This window comes from Paenibacillus sp. JT22N7, from assembly GCF_059383875.1.
Window position 1 is genome coordinate 1 of the sequence record NZ_JBXENY010000019.1, and the last position, 18,004, is coordinate 18,004.

General features: G+C 52.3%; 14 protein-coding genes. 4 read left to right on the forward strand and 10 right to left on the reverse strand.

Annotated features, from left to right (window positions below; genetic code table 11):
• Positions 1 to 148: 148 nt before the first annotated feature.
• The gene (locus AC50Y5_RS31915; RefSeq protein WP_494865588.1) at positions 149 to 1,549 is read right to left on the reverse strand and encodes a hemolysin family protein; all 1,401 of its coding nucleotides are present in this window, start codon (positions 1,547 to 1,549) and stop codon (positions 149 to 151) included.
• Positions 1,550 to 1,817: 268 nt separating this feature from the next.
• Between AC50Y5_RS31915 and AC50Y5_RS31920 the strand changes: the two genes are divergently transcribed.
• Both AC50Y5_RS31920 and AC50Y5_RS31925 read left to right on the forward strand, forming a co-directional pair.
• On the forward strand, positions 1,818 to 2,420 hold the full coding sequence (locus AC50Y5_RS31920; RefSeq protein WP_494865590.1) for a copper resistance CopC family protein: 603 nt from the start codon (positions 1,818 to 1,820) through the stop codon (positions 2,418 to 2,420).
• Positions 2,417 to 3,502: a copper resistance D family protein gene (locus AC50Y5_RS31925; RefSeq protein ID WP_494865592.1), complete on the forward strand. Its 1,086-nt coding sequence runs from the start codon at positions 2,417 to 2,419 to the stop codon at positions 3,500 to 3,502. The genes AC50Y5_RS31920 and AC50Y5_RS31925 overlap by 4 nt, the downstream gene beginning before the upstream one ends.
• Positions 3,503 to 3,599: 97 nt before the next feature.
• On the opposite strand, the gene AC50Y5_RS31930 is transcribed toward AC50Y5_RS31925, so the two are convergent.
• The 5 genes from AC50Y5_RS31930 to AC50Y5_RS31950 form a co-directional block, all read right to left on the reverse strand.
• On the reverse strand, positions 3,600 to 4,505 hold the full coding sequence (locus tag AC50Y5_RS31930; RefSeq protein WP_494865594.1) for a fumarylacetoacetate hydrolase family protein: 906 nt from the start codon (positions 4,503 to 4,505) through the stop codon (positions 3,600 to 3,602).
• A 153-nt stretch (positions 4,506 to 4,658) separates the two neighbouring features.
• Positions 4,659 to 5,978: a replication-associated recombination protein A gene (locus AC50Y5_RS31935; RefSeq protein WP_494865595.1), complete on the reverse strand. Its 1,320-nt coding sequence runs from the start codon at positions 5,976 to 5,978 to the stop codon at positions 4,659 to 4,661.
• Between the two features lie 157 nt (positions 5,979 to 6,135).
• The gene (locus AC50Y5_RS31940; protein WP_056040011.1) at positions 6,136 to 6,477 is read right to left on the reverse strand and encodes a cupin domain-containing protein; all 342 of its coding nucleotides are present in this window, start codon (positions 6,475 to 6,477) and stop codon (positions 6,136 to 6,138) included.
• A gap of 624 nt (positions 6,478 to 7,101) precedes the next feature.
• A complete protein-coding gene (locus AC50Y5_RS31945; protein ID WP_494865597.1) occupies positions 7,102 to 9,627 on the reverse strand; it encodes a glycoside hydrolase family 95 protein in 2,526 nt (841 codons plus the stop codon).
• Positions 9,628 to 9,754: 127 nt separating this feature from the next.
• The gene (locus AC50Y5_RS31950; protein ID WP_494865599.1) at positions 9,755 to 10,843 is read right to left on the reverse strand and encodes a Gfo/Idh/MocA family protein; all 1,089 of its coding nucleotides are present in this window, start codon (positions 10,841 to 10,843) and stop codon (positions 9,755 to 9,757) included.
• 312 nt (positions 10,844 to 11,155) lie between these two features.
• Between AC50Y5_RS31950 and AC50Y5_RS31955 the strand changes: the two genes are divergently transcribed.
• Both AC50Y5_RS31955 and AC50Y5_RS31960 read left to right on the forward strand, forming a co-directional pair.
• Positions 11,156 to 12,844 (forward strand): hypothetical protein, encoded by a 1,689-nt coding sequence (locus AC50Y5_RS31955; protein WP_494865601.1) that lies wholly within the window; start codon positions 11,156 to 11,158, stop codon positions 12,842 to 12,844.
• A 285-nt stretch (positions 12,845 to 13,129) separates the two neighbouring features.
• Positions 13,130 to 13,783 (forward strand): FusB/FusC family EF-G-binding protein, encoded by a 654-nt coding sequence (locus tag AC50Y5_RS31960; protein ID WP_494865603.1) that lies wholly within the window; start codon positions 13,130 to 13,132, stop codon positions 13,781 to 13,783.
• Positions 13,784 to 13,959: 176 nt separating this feature from the next.
• Here AC50Y5_RS31960 and AC50Y5_RS31965 read toward each other — a convergent pair whose 3' ends face one another.
• The 4 genes from AC50Y5_RS31965 to AC50Y5_RS31980 form a co-directional block, all read right to left on the reverse strand.
• Positions 13,960 to 15,312 carry an alpha-L-fucosidase gene (locus AC50Y5_RS31965; protein WP_494865606.1) on the reverse strand — a complete coding sequence of 451 codons (1,353 nt, stop codon included), beginning with the start codon at positions 15,310 to 15,312 and terminating at the stop codon, positions 13,960 to 13,962.
• 77 nt (positions 15,313 to 15,389) lie between these two features.
• The gene (locus AC50Y5_RS31970) at positions 15,390 to 16,232 is read right to left on the reverse strand and encodes an AraC family transcriptional regulator (protein ID WP_494865609.1); all 843 of its coding nucleotides are present in this window, start codon (positions 16,230 to 16,232) and stop codon (positions 15,390 to 15,392) included.
• A gap of 74 nt (positions 16,233 to 16,306) precedes the next feature.
• A complete protein-coding gene (locus AC50Y5_RS31975; RefSeq protein WP_056040001.1) occupies positions 16,307 to 17,128 on the reverse strand; it encodes a carbohydrate ABC transporter permease in 822 nt (273 codons plus the stop codon).
• Positions 17,125 to 18,000 carry a carbohydrate ABC transporter permease gene (locus tag AC50Y5_RS31980; protein WP_056039999.1) on the reverse strand — a complete coding sequence of 292 codons (876 nt, stop codon included), beginning with the start codon at positions 17,998 to 18,000 and terminating at the stop codon, positions 17,125 to 17,127. The genes AC50Y5_RS31975 and AC50Y5_RS31980 overlap by 4 nt, the downstream gene beginning before the upstream one ends.
• Positions 18,001 to 18,004 lie beyond the last annotated feature (4 nt).

An 18,004-nucleotide genomic window follows, 5' to 3' on the forward strand; every position in this document is an offset into this window, starting at 1 on the left:
ATCATTATCGAGGTCAATGGAACTTAAATAAGCTGCCGCCTGCACGATACAGACAGCAGCTTGAAGTGGCCTAACCTTTTTTTAATTGTCCTTTACAAGGGGTACATTTTAGAGGAGGAGGTTCCTTTTTTTTATACGTACAGCGCCCTTAGGTTCCAGTTCCTGTCCCTGTTCCCTTTCCTTTGCCATCAACGTTTCCAGTGCCACCCATTACCCCCTCATTTTCCTTGTCTGAAGGGGAAGCAGCGAGCCGGCTCACGCGAATACGGGAAATGCGGTAATGATCCGTCTCCTCGATGACGAGCTCGAAATGGTCGGCTACTTTTACACGGTTGCCTTTGCGGGGCAGGTTTTCCAACTGGGAATACATCCAGCCGCCAATCGTATCAAAGTTGTCAAAGCTAATATTCGTCCCGAGGCAGCTGTTTACCTCCTCAATTTGCATCATTCCGCTAATCGAGTGGCTCCCTTCGCCAAGCGGCTCAATCATCGCCCGCTCCTCGTCAAACTCATCCTGAATTTCACCGACGATTTCCTCCATAATGTCTTCCAGCGTCACGATGCCTGAAGTCCCGCCATATTCATCTATTAAAATCGCAATTTGCGATTTGCTCTCCTGCATTTGGCCCAGCAGCTCCCGAATGAATATCGACTCCGGCACCGTCATAATCGGGCGTAAAATCTGACGGATGTCGGTCAGCGTATGCTGCGCATCCTTCCATAAATCTTTAATATGGACAAAGCCGATAATATCGTCCTTGTCGCTTTCACAGACGGGATACCGCGTGTGCATTTCGGCAAGCGCCATCTGTTTATTTTCCTCAAGCGATAGCTGGGCATACAAGCAGATGACCTCCCGGCGGGGAATCATAATTTCTCTCGCATGCGTTTCTGTAAATTTGAAAATATTATCAACAAGCAGCAGCTCCGTATGATGAATGAGTCCGCAACGCTTGCTTTCCTTGAGCAGCAGCCGAATGTCCTGACTGGAGTACGCATGGACGGAGCCGACTCCCATCCGGACATCGCCATCCTTAACTAGCCAACTGGACAATACGTCCAGCAGCCGCGCCATCGGATACACCATTTTATGAAAATAAAATAAAGGTGCGGCTGCAGCCGCAACGACCTGCTCTGCGCGAAGTCCTGCCAGCGCCTTCGGAACGAGTCCGCCGCAGACGCTGTGCAGCACAGCAGCCAGCAGCAAAGCGGCTGCTACAGCGCCCGCTTCCACTACGGCTGGAGCGATTGGGACTCGCCCATTCACTCCAGCAAGCCATGAACCAAAGAGCAGGCGGAATGCAGGAATACCCAGCCAGCCCATTCCAAGCGATGCGATGGTTAGGCCAAGCTGGCAGGCGTTTAAATAAATACGAGGCTCGCGCAGCATGGCGGCAGAAACAGCAGCTCTTCTTGATAAACGGCGCCCGGCATGCAGCTTGTGCAGCTGATCGGAACGTAAACGCAGCATAGCTGCCTCCGCCGCGGCGAAAAAACCGTTAGCCAGCAATAACCCTGCAAACAGCACAACCTGAATCGTTTCACCCAATGCGGCTTCGCCTGCCCTGCCCCAGAAAATACTCCGGTGACGGTAGGCGCACCCCCTCGTCCATCTCTCGCCGTTTTCAGTGACGGTAATTATGTGTATTCGTCGTAGTCCGTACATTATTCAGCATAGACCTAGCGTTTTTTTGCAAAAGTTCATAAAGTCGCCTATAATTTGCGGCAAGGTAGGCCGTATGTCACCCCCCTATATCTGATATAATGCTAACAGCTTGCTACAACATATTAAGCTTTGGCTTACAAGGAGGAACAACATGAAACGAATCATTCTAATTATGCTGGCTGTTATTTGGCTAATTCCGGGTGCAGCTTTCGCCCATTCCAAAATCGAGCAAGCTTCACCTGCCGTAGACGAGACGGTAACCGCATCACCTGCTCAAATTTCGCTTTCCTTCAATACCGATATTGAGAAGCTCAGCACATTCAAGCTCTTGAACGCGGCCGGCGAGCAAATTGCAACCGATGAAGTCGTTGTAGATGGAAAAACGATGAGCGGTGCCGTTCCAACGGCGCTGGAGAATGGGATATACACGGTAAAATGGGCGATTATCGGCGCTGATGGCCACGCGATTGAGGGCGACTACAGCTTCACTGTCAATGCGCCGGAAGCTGCTGCAAGCGAGCAGCCTGCATCGGCATCCCCTTCCCCTGAAAGCTCGTCAACGCCTGATGCAGCGGCTACCGAGTCACCTGCCCTTGAAACGGCAAGTCCTGCGGCAAGCGCTGTGCCGGCAACAGACGCCGCCACCCAAACGGAGGGAAAAGCTAGCAGCTCCACAACGAGCGTAATCATCATTGTCGTCGTCATTCTCCTCATTGCCGTGATCGCTGCCGCTGCGAGAAGACGTAAAAAATGATTTATTTGAGCGAGACGCTTCTATATGTATGCTTTGCGTTGTTAATGGGCGCATTTACTTTGCGTCTCGTGCCGGAGGGCAAGCGTCCGCAGGTTATTGTCCCTAATCGCTTGCTGCTTGCCTGCGCGCTTGCTATTCCTGTGCTTTCGTTTGTCCCGCTTGATCAAACGGCACGCACTTTCGCAGCAGATTTTGAACTCAGCTATGGGCAAATGATGAAAAGCCTGCTGCTTGATGCCGTAGCAGGCAAAGCCTTAATCTGGACCCTGCTTAGCTCCCTCGGCCTGTCGGTCCTGCTCGGAATGAAGTCCTTCCGGCAGGACCGACATATGCCGAAGGTTGGGCTGTTCATAACGTTGCTGCTTGCCGTATGGCTCGGTTATGCCAGCCACGCCTCATCGCTGTATGGGCTGAAAGGGATCGTCATTCACAGCGCCCATTTTATAGCCGTCACGATTTGGCTCGGCATTGTCATTACGATAAGCTTGTTTTCGAAAGATGAAAGCCATTGGGAGCCGTTTTTATCCTGGTTCTCAACGCTCGCCTTCGGCTGTTTTTTCGTAGCCATTTCAGCGGGCATTGCATTAATGACCTTTACGACGCCCGAATACGTAAACGCCTGGATGCTGCCGTATGGGCAGATGTTGTTAATCAAGCACCTATTGCTGCTGCCGCTGCTGCTGCTCGCGTATTCGAACGGCTTTGGCTACAAAAACAAGCTTAAGCATAACGCCGCTTTCCGCCCGCTCCCTTGGATTAAGGCAGAAAGCATCGTCGCATTGCTGATTTTTATCGCCACAAGCGTGCTAGGCCAACAGGCTCCGCCGCATGAGGTGAAGGAAACGCTGCAAACAACAGCACCTTCTTCTCTGTTCACAACGATTTATAAAGGCAGCTTTAGCCCTGATATTACGCTTCATTTTTCACTTGGGCTAGATAGCTGGCTGCTGCTTGCATCAGCTGTTGTGATGATTGTCGGTTTTTTCCGGATGTACCGCAGCGAACAGCTGATGCCTGCTTTTGCGATGGGGCTGCTGGCTGCTGCCTTTGGCTACGGCGCACTCATGTTTGCCATTGCCTGAAGCAATGGATTGGAGAAGCACTTATCATTTTTATAGCAAAAAAAGCAAGGACGCTGGCGGCATTAGCCTAGGCTTCCTTGCTTTTTTATTGCATTCATTATTGTTCCCGAATCATAAGATTCGTCAAGCTGCCGAGCTTTTCAATTTCGATTGTAACGCGGTCCCCTGCCTTGAGGAAGCTTTGCTTGTCCTCCGGATAACCGAGCATGACGCCTTCAGGCGTACCCGTCAAGATGACATCGCCCGGCAACAGCGTCATATGGCGCGAAACATAGCTGACGATTTCCTTGCAGCTGAAAATCATATCGCTCGTGTTCGAATGCTGGCGCACCTCGCCGTTTACGATACATTTCATGTCCAGCTCATTCGGATTTCCGACCTCGTCCGCTGTTACGAGATAAGGGCCGAGCGGCGCAAATTTGTCGCACGTTTTGCCCAGCAGCCACTGGCCTGTCCGCATTTGCAAATCGCGAGCCGACAAATCATTGGCAGCGCAGTAGCCGAATACGTAGCTGAGCGCTTCCTCCTCCGTCACATGCTTCGCTTCTTTGCCAATGACAATCGCTAGCTCCGCCTCATAATCCACCTTCTCGGAGGCAATAGGAAGCGGCACTGCTTCTCCATGGGCAGCGAGCGTATTGTTGAATTTGCTGAACAAAATCGGCACCTCGGGAATGGCCGCATTGGACTCCTCCGCATGCTTGCGGTAATTGAGGCCGATGCAAAGGATTTTGCCAGGGCTTGTCACAGCAGGGGCAAACGTGAGCTCCGCTTCATCGAGAAATACCGGGCCAAGCTCCGCTGCGCGGCTTATCGCTTCGCCTTCCAGACGGTGAAGGGCTTCAACGGCCTCCGCCCCGCCTTCAATGACCTGATGAATATTTTGAGGTACGGATGCACTGCCTTTACAAGCTACGCTGGCTGCCGCCACATCGAGAATGCCTTGCTCCGTCTTTACTCCCAAACGCTCTGCACCTTGCTCCGTGAATGTTAACAGCTTCATAGGTTTATACAGCTCCTTAGTTTGGTGTTATTTTGCGGGATCCGGGTCGGCGGCCCAGAAAAAGGTTTCTGCCGTTTCGTCTTGGTCGCACCCGCGTAAAGTGTAGACCTCATTGGCTGGCATTAGAAGGTTGCCATTCTGTCCCTCAAGCGGCTATTTCTTCCCCTTCGGACGTTTCCGCAGCTCTTGGTTTTGCCGGATTTTATCCTCCATGCCCTGCTCGGTTGCCTGATAAAAGCTCATTTCCCGCAGCTTGTCCGGCAAATATTGCTGCTGCACATAATGCCCCGGATAATCATGCGGGTACTTGTAGCCTTCGTGGCCAAGCTGCGCCGAGCCCTTATAGTGCGTATCGCGCAAATGCAGCGGCACCTCGGCTGCGCCAAGCCCCTCCATCATCGTCATCGCCTTGCCGATGGCCAGCGCCGTCGCATTTGATTTCGGGCTTTCTACCGCGAACAAAATCGCTTGCGACACATTGTATTTCGCCTCCGGCCAGCCGATCTTGTGATAGGCGTCCATCGCCGTTACCGCCTGCACCATCGCTTGCGGATTCGCAAGTCCAATGTCCTCGCTGCAAGCGACGATCAGCCGGCGGATAAACGTCATCGGGTCCATGCCAAGCCTCTCCACCGCGTACAAAAACCAGAACAGCGCCGCATCGCTGGAGCCGCGAACGCTTTTATGAAACGCAGACAGCACATCGTATTGCGTCGATTGATCGGCTTTGACCGCGCGATTGCGAATCGATTCCTGCGCAACCTCCAGCGTAATATGTACCGAGCCGTCCGGCTCAGATGGCGTCGTCACCGCGGCCAGCTCCAGCGCGTTCAAGGCGCGGCGAATGTCGCCGCCTGCCATATTCGCAATATGCGCCAGCGCCTCCTCGTCGCAGTGCAGCTCCATAAAGCCCAGCCCGCGTCCCTTATCGGCCAGCGCCCGCTTCATCGACTCCAGCGCATGCTGCGGACCGAGCGGCTCCAATTGAAACAGCGTCGAGCGCGACAGAAGCGCCCCATTTACATGATGGAACGGATTTTCCGTCGTCGCGCCAATAAAAATAATAATCCCCTGCTCAACCGCTGGCAGCAGCGCATCTTGTCTTGCGGTGTTGAAGCGATGCACCTCGTCGAGGAACAAAATGGTTTTTTTGCCATACATCGTCTTGCTCAGACGGGCTTGCTCAATGACTTCGCGCACATCCTTCACCGAAGCGTCAACGGCGTTCAGCTTGACGAACTCGCCCGCTGTCCGCTTGGAAATAATGTTGGCCAGCGTCGTCTTGCCGCAGCCCGGCGGGCCGTACAGCAAAATGGACGATACCTGATCCCCTTCAATCGCCCGGCGCAGCAGCTTGTCCTCTCCAATGATATGCTCTTGCCCAATATATTCATCCAGCGTCTGCGGCCGCATCCGGTCGGCTAGCAGCCTCGCCCGCGGCGTCTCCGCTTCCTGATAAGAAAATAAATCCATATGCTCACAACCTTCTTCCCTATTCCTATCGATCATAGCATATTCGCTTTTTATTGCGCCAGTTGGTTCCTTTAATGAGAGTATGGCCCCTTGCATATGCAAGCTTCAATTATAGCCAGTCGCGGACAACCCGAACAAGCTGGGGTTTCACATTGGATTAATCGGCTATAATCTTATCGCCTTTGCTATTCGGCTGAGAAATGACGAGAAATTCAATTTCAGCATTGCTCTGATTGGACATTCGATGCGGAATATGAGGGGAAACCTCCATTCCCTCTTGCCCATTTATAATGACAACTTTATCGCCTATTTCCATAGTAGCTGTACCTGATAAAACGAAGAAAAATTGCCGAGCAGTTTGATGATAATGCTTTACTTCCGAAGTATTTGCCGGCATTCGTTCATGAATAATGCTTAAATCTTGGTTTTTAACTAAATGCCAGCCATCACAACGGTCTCCCCAACTATAATGCTCAGCTGTATTTTTGCTTACTTTCATTGTATATCTCCTGTCATAAAATGCTTTTGATCTTTGCCGCTCGAAAAAAGCTGGCTTCTCTGAATATATGAATTATAATACGAATTTAAGAATAAAAATTCAATTTTATGTATGAATATATTCTGTCCCTGCACAGCTACTGGAAAATAGATAGGATTGGCTGTTCCTATAGCTTATATCTTGTTTTTCTATAAAAAAAGACGCACACAGCGGTCCGCTGCGTACGTCTTTGCTAGTGCATTTGTGCTAGTGCATGTATGCAAACGTAAGCGCGCCAGCTTTAAAAAAGCCAGTGCCAACAGATTCCCGCTACTTCCGAACATTTCACTCTGCCACCTCTCTTGAATATGGGCCTACGTACCGAAAAGCAGCTTCAATCGCTTCGTTTCAGGGGTTTGATCCCTGCACAATGATAGACTTGGTGGACACAGCAGCCGCTATTTCAACCGGATCACGGGTTTCGGCATAGTCTGCGGACCCAGGAGCCGCTAATGTAGTGCCAATAGTCATTTGGACGGGATAATGAGGGCAATAGCGGCTTTCCTGTCCGCGTACGGTCTGAAATCGGAGCAAAAGCCAGATTAGCGGAATCTGTGTCCTTCAAAAAAAGGAAGGAGTATCCATTTATTTTAGATGAATATGATACACATTCCCCTGCTCAGCCTGAAAATAATAATGCAGTGGCGTTTTCTCCTCCACCACCAGCGCCATTTCTTTCCCGTGCGGCTCTATCCGCAGCGCTGTACCTGCATACAGCACACATGGGCCGCTGCGGTGGGCAAGCAGCTCTGCCGCTTGCAGCTTGCCATCACGCCAGGCGATGGCGACCTCGAAGCCGCCGCGGGCGCGGAGGCCGCTGACGCTGCCAGTTGGCCAAGCGTCCGGCAGTGCTGGCAGCAACTGCAGCCTGCCCGCATGCGACTGCACGAGCAGTTCGGCCATTCCAGCTGTTACGCCAAAGTTGCCGTCAATCTGAAAGGGCGGATGCGCATCGAACAAATTCGCATACACGCCGCCCCGCTCAAAATCCATCACCCCATCATCCGGGATAAGCGTAAGCATCCGCTTAATTAACGCATACGCCCGATTGCCATCTCCGAACCTTGCCCATAGATTGACCTTCCAGCCGAGGCTCCAGCCTGTTCCCCCGTCGCCCCGCCGATCCAAGGCGATGCGGGCGGCTTCATAAAGCTCCGGCGTACTTTCCGCTGACCAGCCATCACCCGGATAGACCGCATATAGATGCGATACGTGACGATGGAAACGATCCTCGTCCTCGTAGTCTTGGGACCACTCTTGCAGTTGGCCATGCTTGCCAATGCTTGCCGGGAGCAGCTTAGGCAGAGCAGCTTCTAATTGCTGCAAAAAGTGCCCTTCCTCTACGGATTCATATTCCGATTCCACATCCGGTTCCCATTCCCGTTTCCGTTCCTGTTCCTGTTCCTGTTCCTGTTCCTGTCCCTGTTCCGATTCCGATTCCGATTCAAAGCAGCTTGCCCTTTCGACTGCCGCAGAAGCACAAATTTGCTCATGGGCCGCCAAACAATGCTCAAACAGCTCGCGAATGAGGCTCATATCCATCGTTGAAGCAACACTCAGTGCTGGCGTTCGTCCGTCCTCCAGCCGGAAGCGGTGCTCCGGCGAGGTGGAGGGGGAAGTGACGAGCATGCCCTGCTCGTTTTCGACCAGCCAATCCAAATAAAACTGGGCCGCGCCCTTCATAACGGGGTAAGCTCGCTGCGCTAAGTAGCCGATATCCCCGCCAAAGCGATAATGCTCCCATAAATGCTGGCAGAGCCAAGCGGCACTCATCGGCCAGTTCGCCCATAGCGGATTGCCATGCCCGTAATCGCCTGGAGGCGCGGATTGCCGCCATATATCCGAATTATGATGGGCGGTCCAGCCCCGGGAGCCATAATTAACCGCTGCGGTTGCCTGCCCCGTTACGGACAAATCGGCAATAAAGTCAAGCAGCGGCTCATGGCATTCGGCCAAATGGCACAGCTCCGCAGGCCAATAATTCATTTGCGTATTAATATTGAGCGTATAATTGCTGCTCCAGATCGGCCGGGCATCCTGATTCCATATGCCTTGCAAATTCGTCGGCTGCGTGCCTGATCTGGAGCTTGCGATCATTAAATAACGTCCGTAATGAAACAGCAGCTCTACGAGATGGGGGTCAGTTGCGCCATATTCGGCGATTCTTTGATCCGTCGGAAAGTGTTCGGGCAAGCTGGAGCCTTCTAGCTGAAAAGCAACTCTGCCAAATAATGCTCGGTGATCGTCACCATGCGCACGAAGCAGCGTTTCGAATGGCTTCTCCGCAGCCGCTGTCAAATAGGCGCCCGCCGTCAGCTCAGCATCTTTGCCCTCTGTCCCTGGGCAGCGGTCATAGCCATTAAAGCTCGTTGCGGCTGAGACATACAGCGTCGCCGTTGTCGCCCCTTCCACATGAAGCCCATCCGCATCCGCCGACCACGAGCCCCCAGCGGCTCTAATGCCTAGGAGCGCCGCAAAACGCATAGCCTTCGTCGTATCCGGCTGCCCGTATCTAATCGGCTCATCCGTCTCATAATAATTCGGATAAACCTGCTCCGGACAATAACCGGTAAGCAGCAAACCGTCACGTACAGGAGCGGTGCGGCTGCGCAGCGGACTGCTGAGACTTGCCTTGAAGCTCAGCTTCCCGGGCTCGCTTGCGGTCAGGTGGATGACGATTACCTGATCGGGATGCGAAGCGAATACTTCCCGTGTATAAACAACCTTGCCAATTCGATATATCGTTCTCGCGATGCCGTTTGCCATATCCAGCTCGCGCCTATATTCTTCCGTCAATTGCCCGTGATAAAAGCGGAGCTGAACATCGCCTAGCGGCATATAGCTTTGCGTATAAGGCCCCATCGTCGAAGCTTTGCTTATTCGCTCAGCCTCCTCGTAATCGCCCTCTTTAATGCAGCGGCGCATGTCCGCCCAAGCCCCCAACGCTAACGGATTATTCCAATCCTGCGGACTTCCCGACCAAAGCGTATCCTCATTCAGCTGAATGCGCTCCGCATCAACGCCGCCAAAAACCATCCCGCCAAGCCGCCCGTTTCCGACGGGAAGCGCCTCCGTCCAAATGCTTGCCGGCTTGTCATACGTCAGCTTCATGCTGCTCCCCTCCCCATGCTGTTTTTTAGATTTCTTCCAAGCCTCTGCCTCTGCCTGCTTTTATGCTTTTATGATTTTCTGCTTTTCTGCTTTTCTGCTTTTCTGCAATATGAAGCCTGAAAGCTTGCTAAACAATACCGAATTCATCCTTTATATCCTGAATGCGTACAAGCTGGCCGCCGCCGCTTGCGCTGCGTTCCATTGCTGCCATCAGGGCAAGCGTGTGTATCGCCTCTGAAGCGTCTGGAAGCGGAAGCTCGCCGCTGTCTAAACAATCCGCAAAATATTCAATATAGTTTTGGTACTCGCCTGCATGATGGCTTTTGCCTTCAAAGCGGAAGTAGTAGTCATGCTTGTCTTCAAACGAATAAGAGGCTGTGCCTTGCTCAGCAAAATGCGTATGGTAGCTTAAGTTCGGATATTCCGCACGCGAAATGCCATTCGTACCGCGCAGCACGCAGCTTATAGATGGCTCGACCGCCTGCCCTAGAGTCGGCATTGTATAATTGCCGGAAATTTGCGCCATTCGTCCCTGCCCATCCCGCAGCAGAAAACGCATTGAGTCCCAAGTATCGACGGTGCCGTTGCCGCTTTCGCCGCTAGCATCTATGCTGCGGCCGAAGCCCACAACCTCCGTTACGCCGGGCAAATACCAGCGAACGAGGTCAACAGCGTGGATCATAAAGCCGTACATCCAGCTAAAGCCTTTTTGACGGCTCCAATCTTTTTCAAGAAACCAGCGTCCGTCGGTTATATATTGCGCCTCCACCATTTGGAGTGCGCCATGCCGCTCCTGCTCGTAATCGCTGCGCTGATGAAGCATCGGCTCGAAAAACCGCGAGCTTTGCCCTACAAATAAACGCTTGTCTGTCCCTTTCATGATGGCCAGCAGCTCCTGCGCGCCCTCCAAGGAAGGCAGCAGCGGCTTCGTGCAAATGACATGCTTGCCCGCCTCCAATGCTTGGCGGATATGCGTCAAATGCAGCTGGTCTGGCGTATATATCGCAATGACGTCAATTAAGGGGTTTTCCAATAAATCGCTATATTTGGTTGTCCAGCCATGAAAGCCGAATTCCTCCGCCCGCTGCTGGCAAAGCTCCTCATTTAAATCACATACCGCCACCAGCTCATACCGCTCGCTCGCCAGCGCCGCCGACATAATGCTGCGTCCTTCCCCAAGCCCAATTACACCTAACCGATAACGCTGTTTAGTCATCTCATTCACGCATCCTTTGCTTTTTGTAAAATGGTAAAAGGCTGCTGATGGCGTGTACGCTGCAGCTCCCGCTTCTTCTCAAGTATAGCGAAGCGCCTTGCAGCTTACTTGTCTGGACAAGGACGTTTATTTGCGATTTTGTTCAAAAATCGGCCTGCCGCCTCCCTTTAGCCTGAGCCAACCCTTCTGCCCCACGCTTTATGAACAAGATTGCAAACCAGCCTGCCTTTTTAGCAAAGAAAGCGTTTCCTCCGCCATGTTAAAATGGAGCCAGCAAAAAATCCGACATCCAAGTAAAGGAGAATTGGGCTCATGAAATTCGGCATGCAAGGAACGGTCATCGGCTGGCAGGACCCTTGGGCGCAGACGGCTTCAGAGCTTTATATGCGCACGGGAACAGGACAAATCTATCCTTCACAGGACCCTCCACCAGGAAGGCAGGCTTTTATGGAGCAGCTTAAGCAGCTGCAGGCCGATTTTTACGTGCATCATGTGTTTCCCGGCCTTGAGGGCCAGCAGGAGCTGCTCGCTGACATGCTCGCCTATGGAATGGAGCTTTGCCTCGGCAATGAGTATGGCAACATTAACGGCCCGTGGGAAGAGGGAACGAACCGCTACGATATTCCAGACGACCAAATCCGGCTGGCAGCGGCAAGCGGACTGCTCATTGGGCTGCTCTACGATGAGCCTGAGCATTTGCAGATCAATGCGGCGCAGTATCGCAAGGATGGCTGGTTTCCGCATTGGAGCAGCCCAGCCGGGGAGCAGGAAAAAGTCGCTCCTTTGCGGGAAGCCTTGACCGCTGCGGTTGCGAAGCGCGATGCCCATGTCCGCTCTATTGTGAGCAAGGTACAAGTGCCAAGCCCCTCACCTGTCACTTCTAATGTGCCGCTCATTTCCGAGCAGGTATTTCCCGTGCTGTTCCACGCCCAGGCGCGGGGAGGGATGGCCCTTTGCCCCAAAATAATGAAGGAGTCGTTCCAATCGCTCCAACTCGCCACGGCGCTAGGTGCAGCCAAACAATACCATCGCCCGTTGTGGCTGTGCGCCGATTTATGGGGACCAGATGCCGGCGAATGGCCGATTCGCACCCCGGGCTTTCCCGGCCATTCGCCAGAGGAGTTCGCCTCCGCACTCAGAATGGGCTATTTAATGAGTCCTACCCATTTATTTGTTGAAAATGTTGATGCGCTGATGCGATTCGACGGACACAGCTTTCAGCAAACTGCGTTTGGAGACGTCTGGCAGCAGTTCAGGCAGGAATTTGTCCCTGACCACCCGCTGTCCTACTGCCACATGGATGCCAGTGCCGACATTGCCTTCATTCACTCCGACGACAGCAACTATGGCCAAAATGAGCGACCCTTCGGCAGCTTGGCTGCTGCCATGCCGCAGGAAAGCCAGAGCATTTTTCACGTATGGCATTTTCTCAGCCACCGCACCCTTCCGGCACATGGCAGCTGTATGCACATTCCCGGCTATACGTTCCCGCGCCATCGCTTGAAGGCTGATATCGCTGAAGAGCAATTCCCGCTATGGGAGGGTGCGCCGCTTCCACCAGCACCAGCAGCAGCCGCAACCGCTGCAAACAGGGATGGAACCGCTGCGGTTCATCCATTATTTTTCCCGCTGAACAATGTGCTCGTTTACGATGAATTCGCGGCCGAGCCGCAGCTTGCCGGCGCCAAGCTCATTATTGCGGCCGGAAGCTCGCTGTCATCCGGCACGCTTCGCGCCATGAGGCGGCGCGCCGAGCTCGCAGGCGCGGTCGTCCTTGTCGCGTTGTGGCTGCTGCCCGAAGCGTGGAAGCAGCGCTGCACCTTCCCCGGCGGCGGCGCTTGGCTGCCGACGGCTGACTTTCTCAGCGACGAAACGGCGGAGCTCGCCCGCCCGTTTCTCGGACGGCCCGATTGCTGGGTTCAGCGCTTCGGGAATAAGGAGGTTCATTTTCACAAAGGGGATCACGGCGGATTTACACTGGATTTCGAGCTTAATGGGTAGCGCAAAGCAGCTTGAAAGCATGCTGTGAATGGGATTTGCTATTGAGAAGCGGGGCTGTTTTGACTATAATAAACGGTAATTCAATGAAAAGGAGGTCGGTATGGATGGCAATTAGAGATTGCCGGATTGGCACAGCCCACTGCAGAGCTGGTTTTGGAAGCGATACTTTGCATGGGCGCACTCATAACGGATACGTTATCGCCTAGCCACGCTTATGTCGTTTCTAATACTTGGCTTTGCACCTTATTTACTGCATGATCAAAACAAATAAGGGGCTGAACCTAAATGAGTAAACCATTTATTAGAAACCATCAATATAATGTGATTAAAAAACAAGCCGGCATTTTGCAGCATGCGCTTGGCACAGTTGCCGACCGTAAAATTTTGGAGTCCGTTAAATATACGACCGAATCTAAAATTATGGAAATGTTCCCGGACGCAGCCGCCGAGCAGAAGCAAATGCTTGAAGCCGTCTCGACGCTGCGGACGAAAGAGGATTTTGCCAAGTATTTGCGGGAATTGGAAGGCTATTTAACGGAGTTTCCGACCATTACGGCCAAGCAAATCCAGAAGCTTTTTCCGAAAAATAAAAAGCTCAAGCTGCCCGATCTAGCCGCTATCGACTATCGCTATGTCACTTATTTAAGCTGGATCGATATCGCGAGCAACAAGCTGTTTATCGTTTATCCGGTAAATGGTCAGTTCGTCGGCGTCGAAGGACGCTACAACCCGACGAACAAGAAAAACTATTGCTTTGTGTGCAATCGGTTTGAGGAGCTTGCTTTATTTTCAGCCATAACGAAAAAAAGGCCTGCAGGCGCATCCCCCGACTACTACAAAGCTGTTGGTAACTACATGTGCGCCAAAAGCCATGACTGCAACAACAATATTACCGATACGACCGCACTTGAAAAATTTATTGAGGCGGTAGTTGGGTAAATAGCGGAATGGTGCTGCGCTGTTTGACATGAACACAGCAGACAGTGTCCGGCCATGTAACGGCTTCAAAGCGCGTACCGATACTCAATCGGTACGCGCTTTTTGTATGAAAGCGGAATTGCAAGGGCCGCTGACGGTGACTACCTATGCAGGCATCCTGTCAGCGGCCGAAGTGATTATTTTAAAAACAGTTCAATGACCGGAACGGTGACGTTCGGTTTTTTCACTGGCAGCTCCAATGTAAGCGTATCGGCAGCCCGCCCTTCGTTAAAGGCGCCCGCCTCCATCGTCATTTCCTGCTCGCCCTGGACCATCCGGATTTCCGAAGCATCATGGAGCAGCTGGGCATAGGCGATTTTGCCCGAGAAGCCGTATAGGTGCAAATGCTTGAACGGCCAGCTGAAAATATGCAAATACAGCCGATTCGTCGATGGGTTATACGTAAAACGGCAATCCTGCGGACAAGCATATTCCTCCGGCGCTGCCGTACAGCCATAGATGGAACGGTTGTGCCGCCGCATCCAGGCGCCAATTCCCTTCAAGCGCTCCACCGCGCGTTCATCGAATTCGCCTCGCCCTGTCGGCCCGACATTCAGCAGCAAATTGCCGCCTTTGCTTACCGTATCAATCATCATTTGCACGAGCATATCAATGCTTTTCCACGATTCCTCGTCGCGGTAATAGCCCCATGAGCCGCTGAACGTATGGCATGCTTCCCAGACGACACGCTGCCCGTTCACTTTAATCCACTCCCGCGGCTGATATTGCTCCGGCGTCGTAATATCTCCCGCTATTTGCAGGCGGTCATTGAGCATAATATTCGGCTGCAGCTCACGAATCATGCGGACTAGCCGCTCGCTTTGCCATGCCTCCTTGCCTTTGCCCTCAAAGCCCGCTTCGGCGGCAATGGAGAAGTCGTAGAACAGCACATCGATGTTGCCATATTCGCTGAGCAGCTCCCTCGTCTGGCCGAACAGAAACTCAACATATTTGGCAAAATCCCGCTCCTTGCTTTGCGCCAGAAACGCCTCATTATAGCGCAGCGGATGCTTCACATCGACCGTATAATGCGGATGATGCCAGTCGAGCAGCGAATAATACAAGCCCGTGCGAATATCGCGCTCGCGAAAAGCATCCAGCATCGGCCGCAGCAAATCCCGCTTGGCCGGACTGTTCACGGCATTATAAGCCGTCAGCTTCGAGTCCCACAGGCAGAAACCTTCATGATGCTTGGCGGTGACGACCATATATTTCATGCCCGCTTCCGCGGCAAGCTCAGCCCATAGCTCCGGATCATATAAATCCGGATCAAAATGCTTGAAATATTTTTCATATTGCTCATTGCTGAGAAACTCTCTGGACCGCATCCACTCATGCCTCGCGCCAAGCGAATACAGCCCCCAATGGATGTACATGCCGAAGCGGTCATGGGTGAACCACTTTGCGCGCTGTGCGCTGTCAAGCTCTGTTTGTGAAGGCACACCCCCGCTTGCTTGTATTCCTTCTATGTTCTCCGTTCCCTTCGCCATCTTCTTACGCTCCTCCCTTAGCCGCTTATATGCCTTGTTCGCAAGCCCTGCTTGCTGTTTCTTCTTTTATCTAGCCGCTACATCGCCTGCTTCGCCACTCTGCGGAATTCCCGCGGCGAAACCTCGCTGTATTGCTTGAAATGCTTGTTGAAATAATGAATGGAATTGTAGCCGCACTCAAAGGCAATGTCCGTAATCGACTTGCTCGTCGTCTTCAGCAGATGCATCGCAATTTGCAGGCGCAGCCGATGAATAAATTGATTAGGCGTCACGCCGACCGCTTGCTTGAAATGAGTATAAAAATACGTTTTCCCCCGGCCATACAATTCTATTAAATCCCTGACATCGATGTCCTCTGTAATGTGGCGCAAAATATGCTCCACCGCCGATACGACGCCTTCGTCCACCTCAGCCCGCTCGCCTTCCCCAGCCGAGCAGGCAACCGCATAGCGAAACACATGAACCAAAATATCGATAAACCGCATCAATTGGGCGGCCTCCCAGCCCGGCTCCTTCCTCACCTGCTCCTCATAGGCGGCCTTGGCAGCAGCCTGAATGCCCTTGGCATAGGCAGAACTGGCCGGAATAAGCGGACAAGCCCCCTCGGTATAGAACGGGTACAGCAGGCGATAGCCATTTGGAATCATTCGGACGATGGATGGCGAGAACAGCACCATAATCCATTCAATCGGCTTGTCTGCCTCCTGCGCCAAATTATAGTGCGGGGCATAGGGCCGAAACAGAAACACGTCCCCGGCATCACCCGTGTATTCCCGATCCAAAAGCTGAAAGCGGGACTTGTTATGCAGCAGCACATTTATTTCGAGAAAATCATGCATATGCAGCTCATGCTCTACGACACTATCGATGCGGTGCTCGATTTTCAGCTCCCTTTCCAGCTTCAGATCATGGAAAAACATAGCTCCCCCTCCTTCAGCCTCTCTTAGCCTGCTTGCCTTTTCAATCTGTCAACCGAGCCATGGCACAGCCTATATCAGCCTTTTACCGAGCCGGAGGTCATGCCGGAAATGATATATTTTTGACCGAGCAAATAGATGATGATGACCGGCAAAGTTGTCAGCACAATATCAGCGGAAACGAGGTTCCAATTCACCGAAAAACGACCGAAGAAATTATAAACGGCAAGCGTCATCGGCCACATATTCGAGTCATTCAAATAATAGAGCGGCAGTACAAAATCATTCCACGCGCCCATAAAATTCAAGATGCCGACCGTAACAATAACGGGCGTCAGCAGCGGAGCTACGATGGAGTAAAACAGGCGCAGCGGCGAGCAGCCATCAACAATGCCCGCTTCATCCAGCTCTCTTGGCACCGAGCCAACGAAGCCATAAATAAGAAAAACGCTGAAGGGAATCGACATGACGGCAAGCAAAATGACCATGCCAAGCTGCGTATTAATCAAATGGGTGAACTGCATCACCTTCGTCAATGTCACAAAATTAATCGGCATCGCAATGCCCAAAATAACGAAGAAATACATAAACCGGTTCAACCGCGACTGATTGCGGGCAAAAATATAAGCGGCAATTGCAGCGAGCGCGATGCCCAGCACCGTTGAACCGACCGCATACAGCAGGCTGTTCAAAAAAGATTGCAGCAGCTTGCCCTGCTCCACTACGATGGCGTAATTGCTCCAATGCAGCGCCTTCGGCAGCGCAATGCTCATGGAGCTTGCCCCCATCTGATCTTTCAGCGAATTGACAATGATTAAATACAGCGGTAAAAAAGTAACCAGGCTGAGCAGCCAAGCGATGCCGTTGCGCGCCAGCTTTTGAATGAACTTCGGGGTCATTGGTCACGCCCCTCCTCTCTGGCCATCAAGCGGATGACAAAATAACCGACAATCGTCATGAATAGAAAGAGCAGCGAGGACAGCGCGGTGCCAACCCCATAACGGCCCATCGAAAATTCTTTGAAAATCGCTGTATAAAGCACATCTGTTGCATAGCCCGGCCCGCCGTTCGTCAAAACGTAAACCGCCTCGAATACTTTCAGGCCATGCAGCAAGTTCAGCACTGTCGTCACGACAAGCGCCGGCATGAGCAGCGGAAGTGTCACATACTTGAATTTATGCCAGCTGTTCGCCCCGTCGATTTCAGCTGCTTCATAATAGCTTCGCGATATCGACTGCAAGCCCGCCAGCAAAATAATCATAATGTAGCCAGCGCCCTTCCACGTATCAACGCCAATAATCGATTTGAACGCCCAATTGGCGTCAACGAGCCATTTTTGCGCCATAAAATCCAGCCCCAGCCATCTGAGCGCTTCATTCAGCAGCCCCGTCGCCGGATTCAAAATCGACTTAAAGATCAGGCCGACGACGAGCATCGGCACGATCGATGGCATAAAAATCATGACCCGATGAAAGCCTTTAAGCTTGATGCCTTCATTCAGGATAAGGGCGAACAGCAGGCCAATAGCCGTTTTTAAAATAACGGTCGATGCGGTAAAATTCAACGTATTGATAATGTAGCTGACATAATTTTCACCGGACGAAAACAGCGTCTTGAAATTGTCCAATCCGATGAAGGTAATCGTATCCGAATAGCTGTTCCAATCCGTCAGCGAATAATAGAAGCCCATCAGCCCTGGTACGACGAAAAAGATAAAATAAACGCCGACTGTGCCCACAGCAAAGTAAAACGGATAAATTTTATTTCTCATGCAG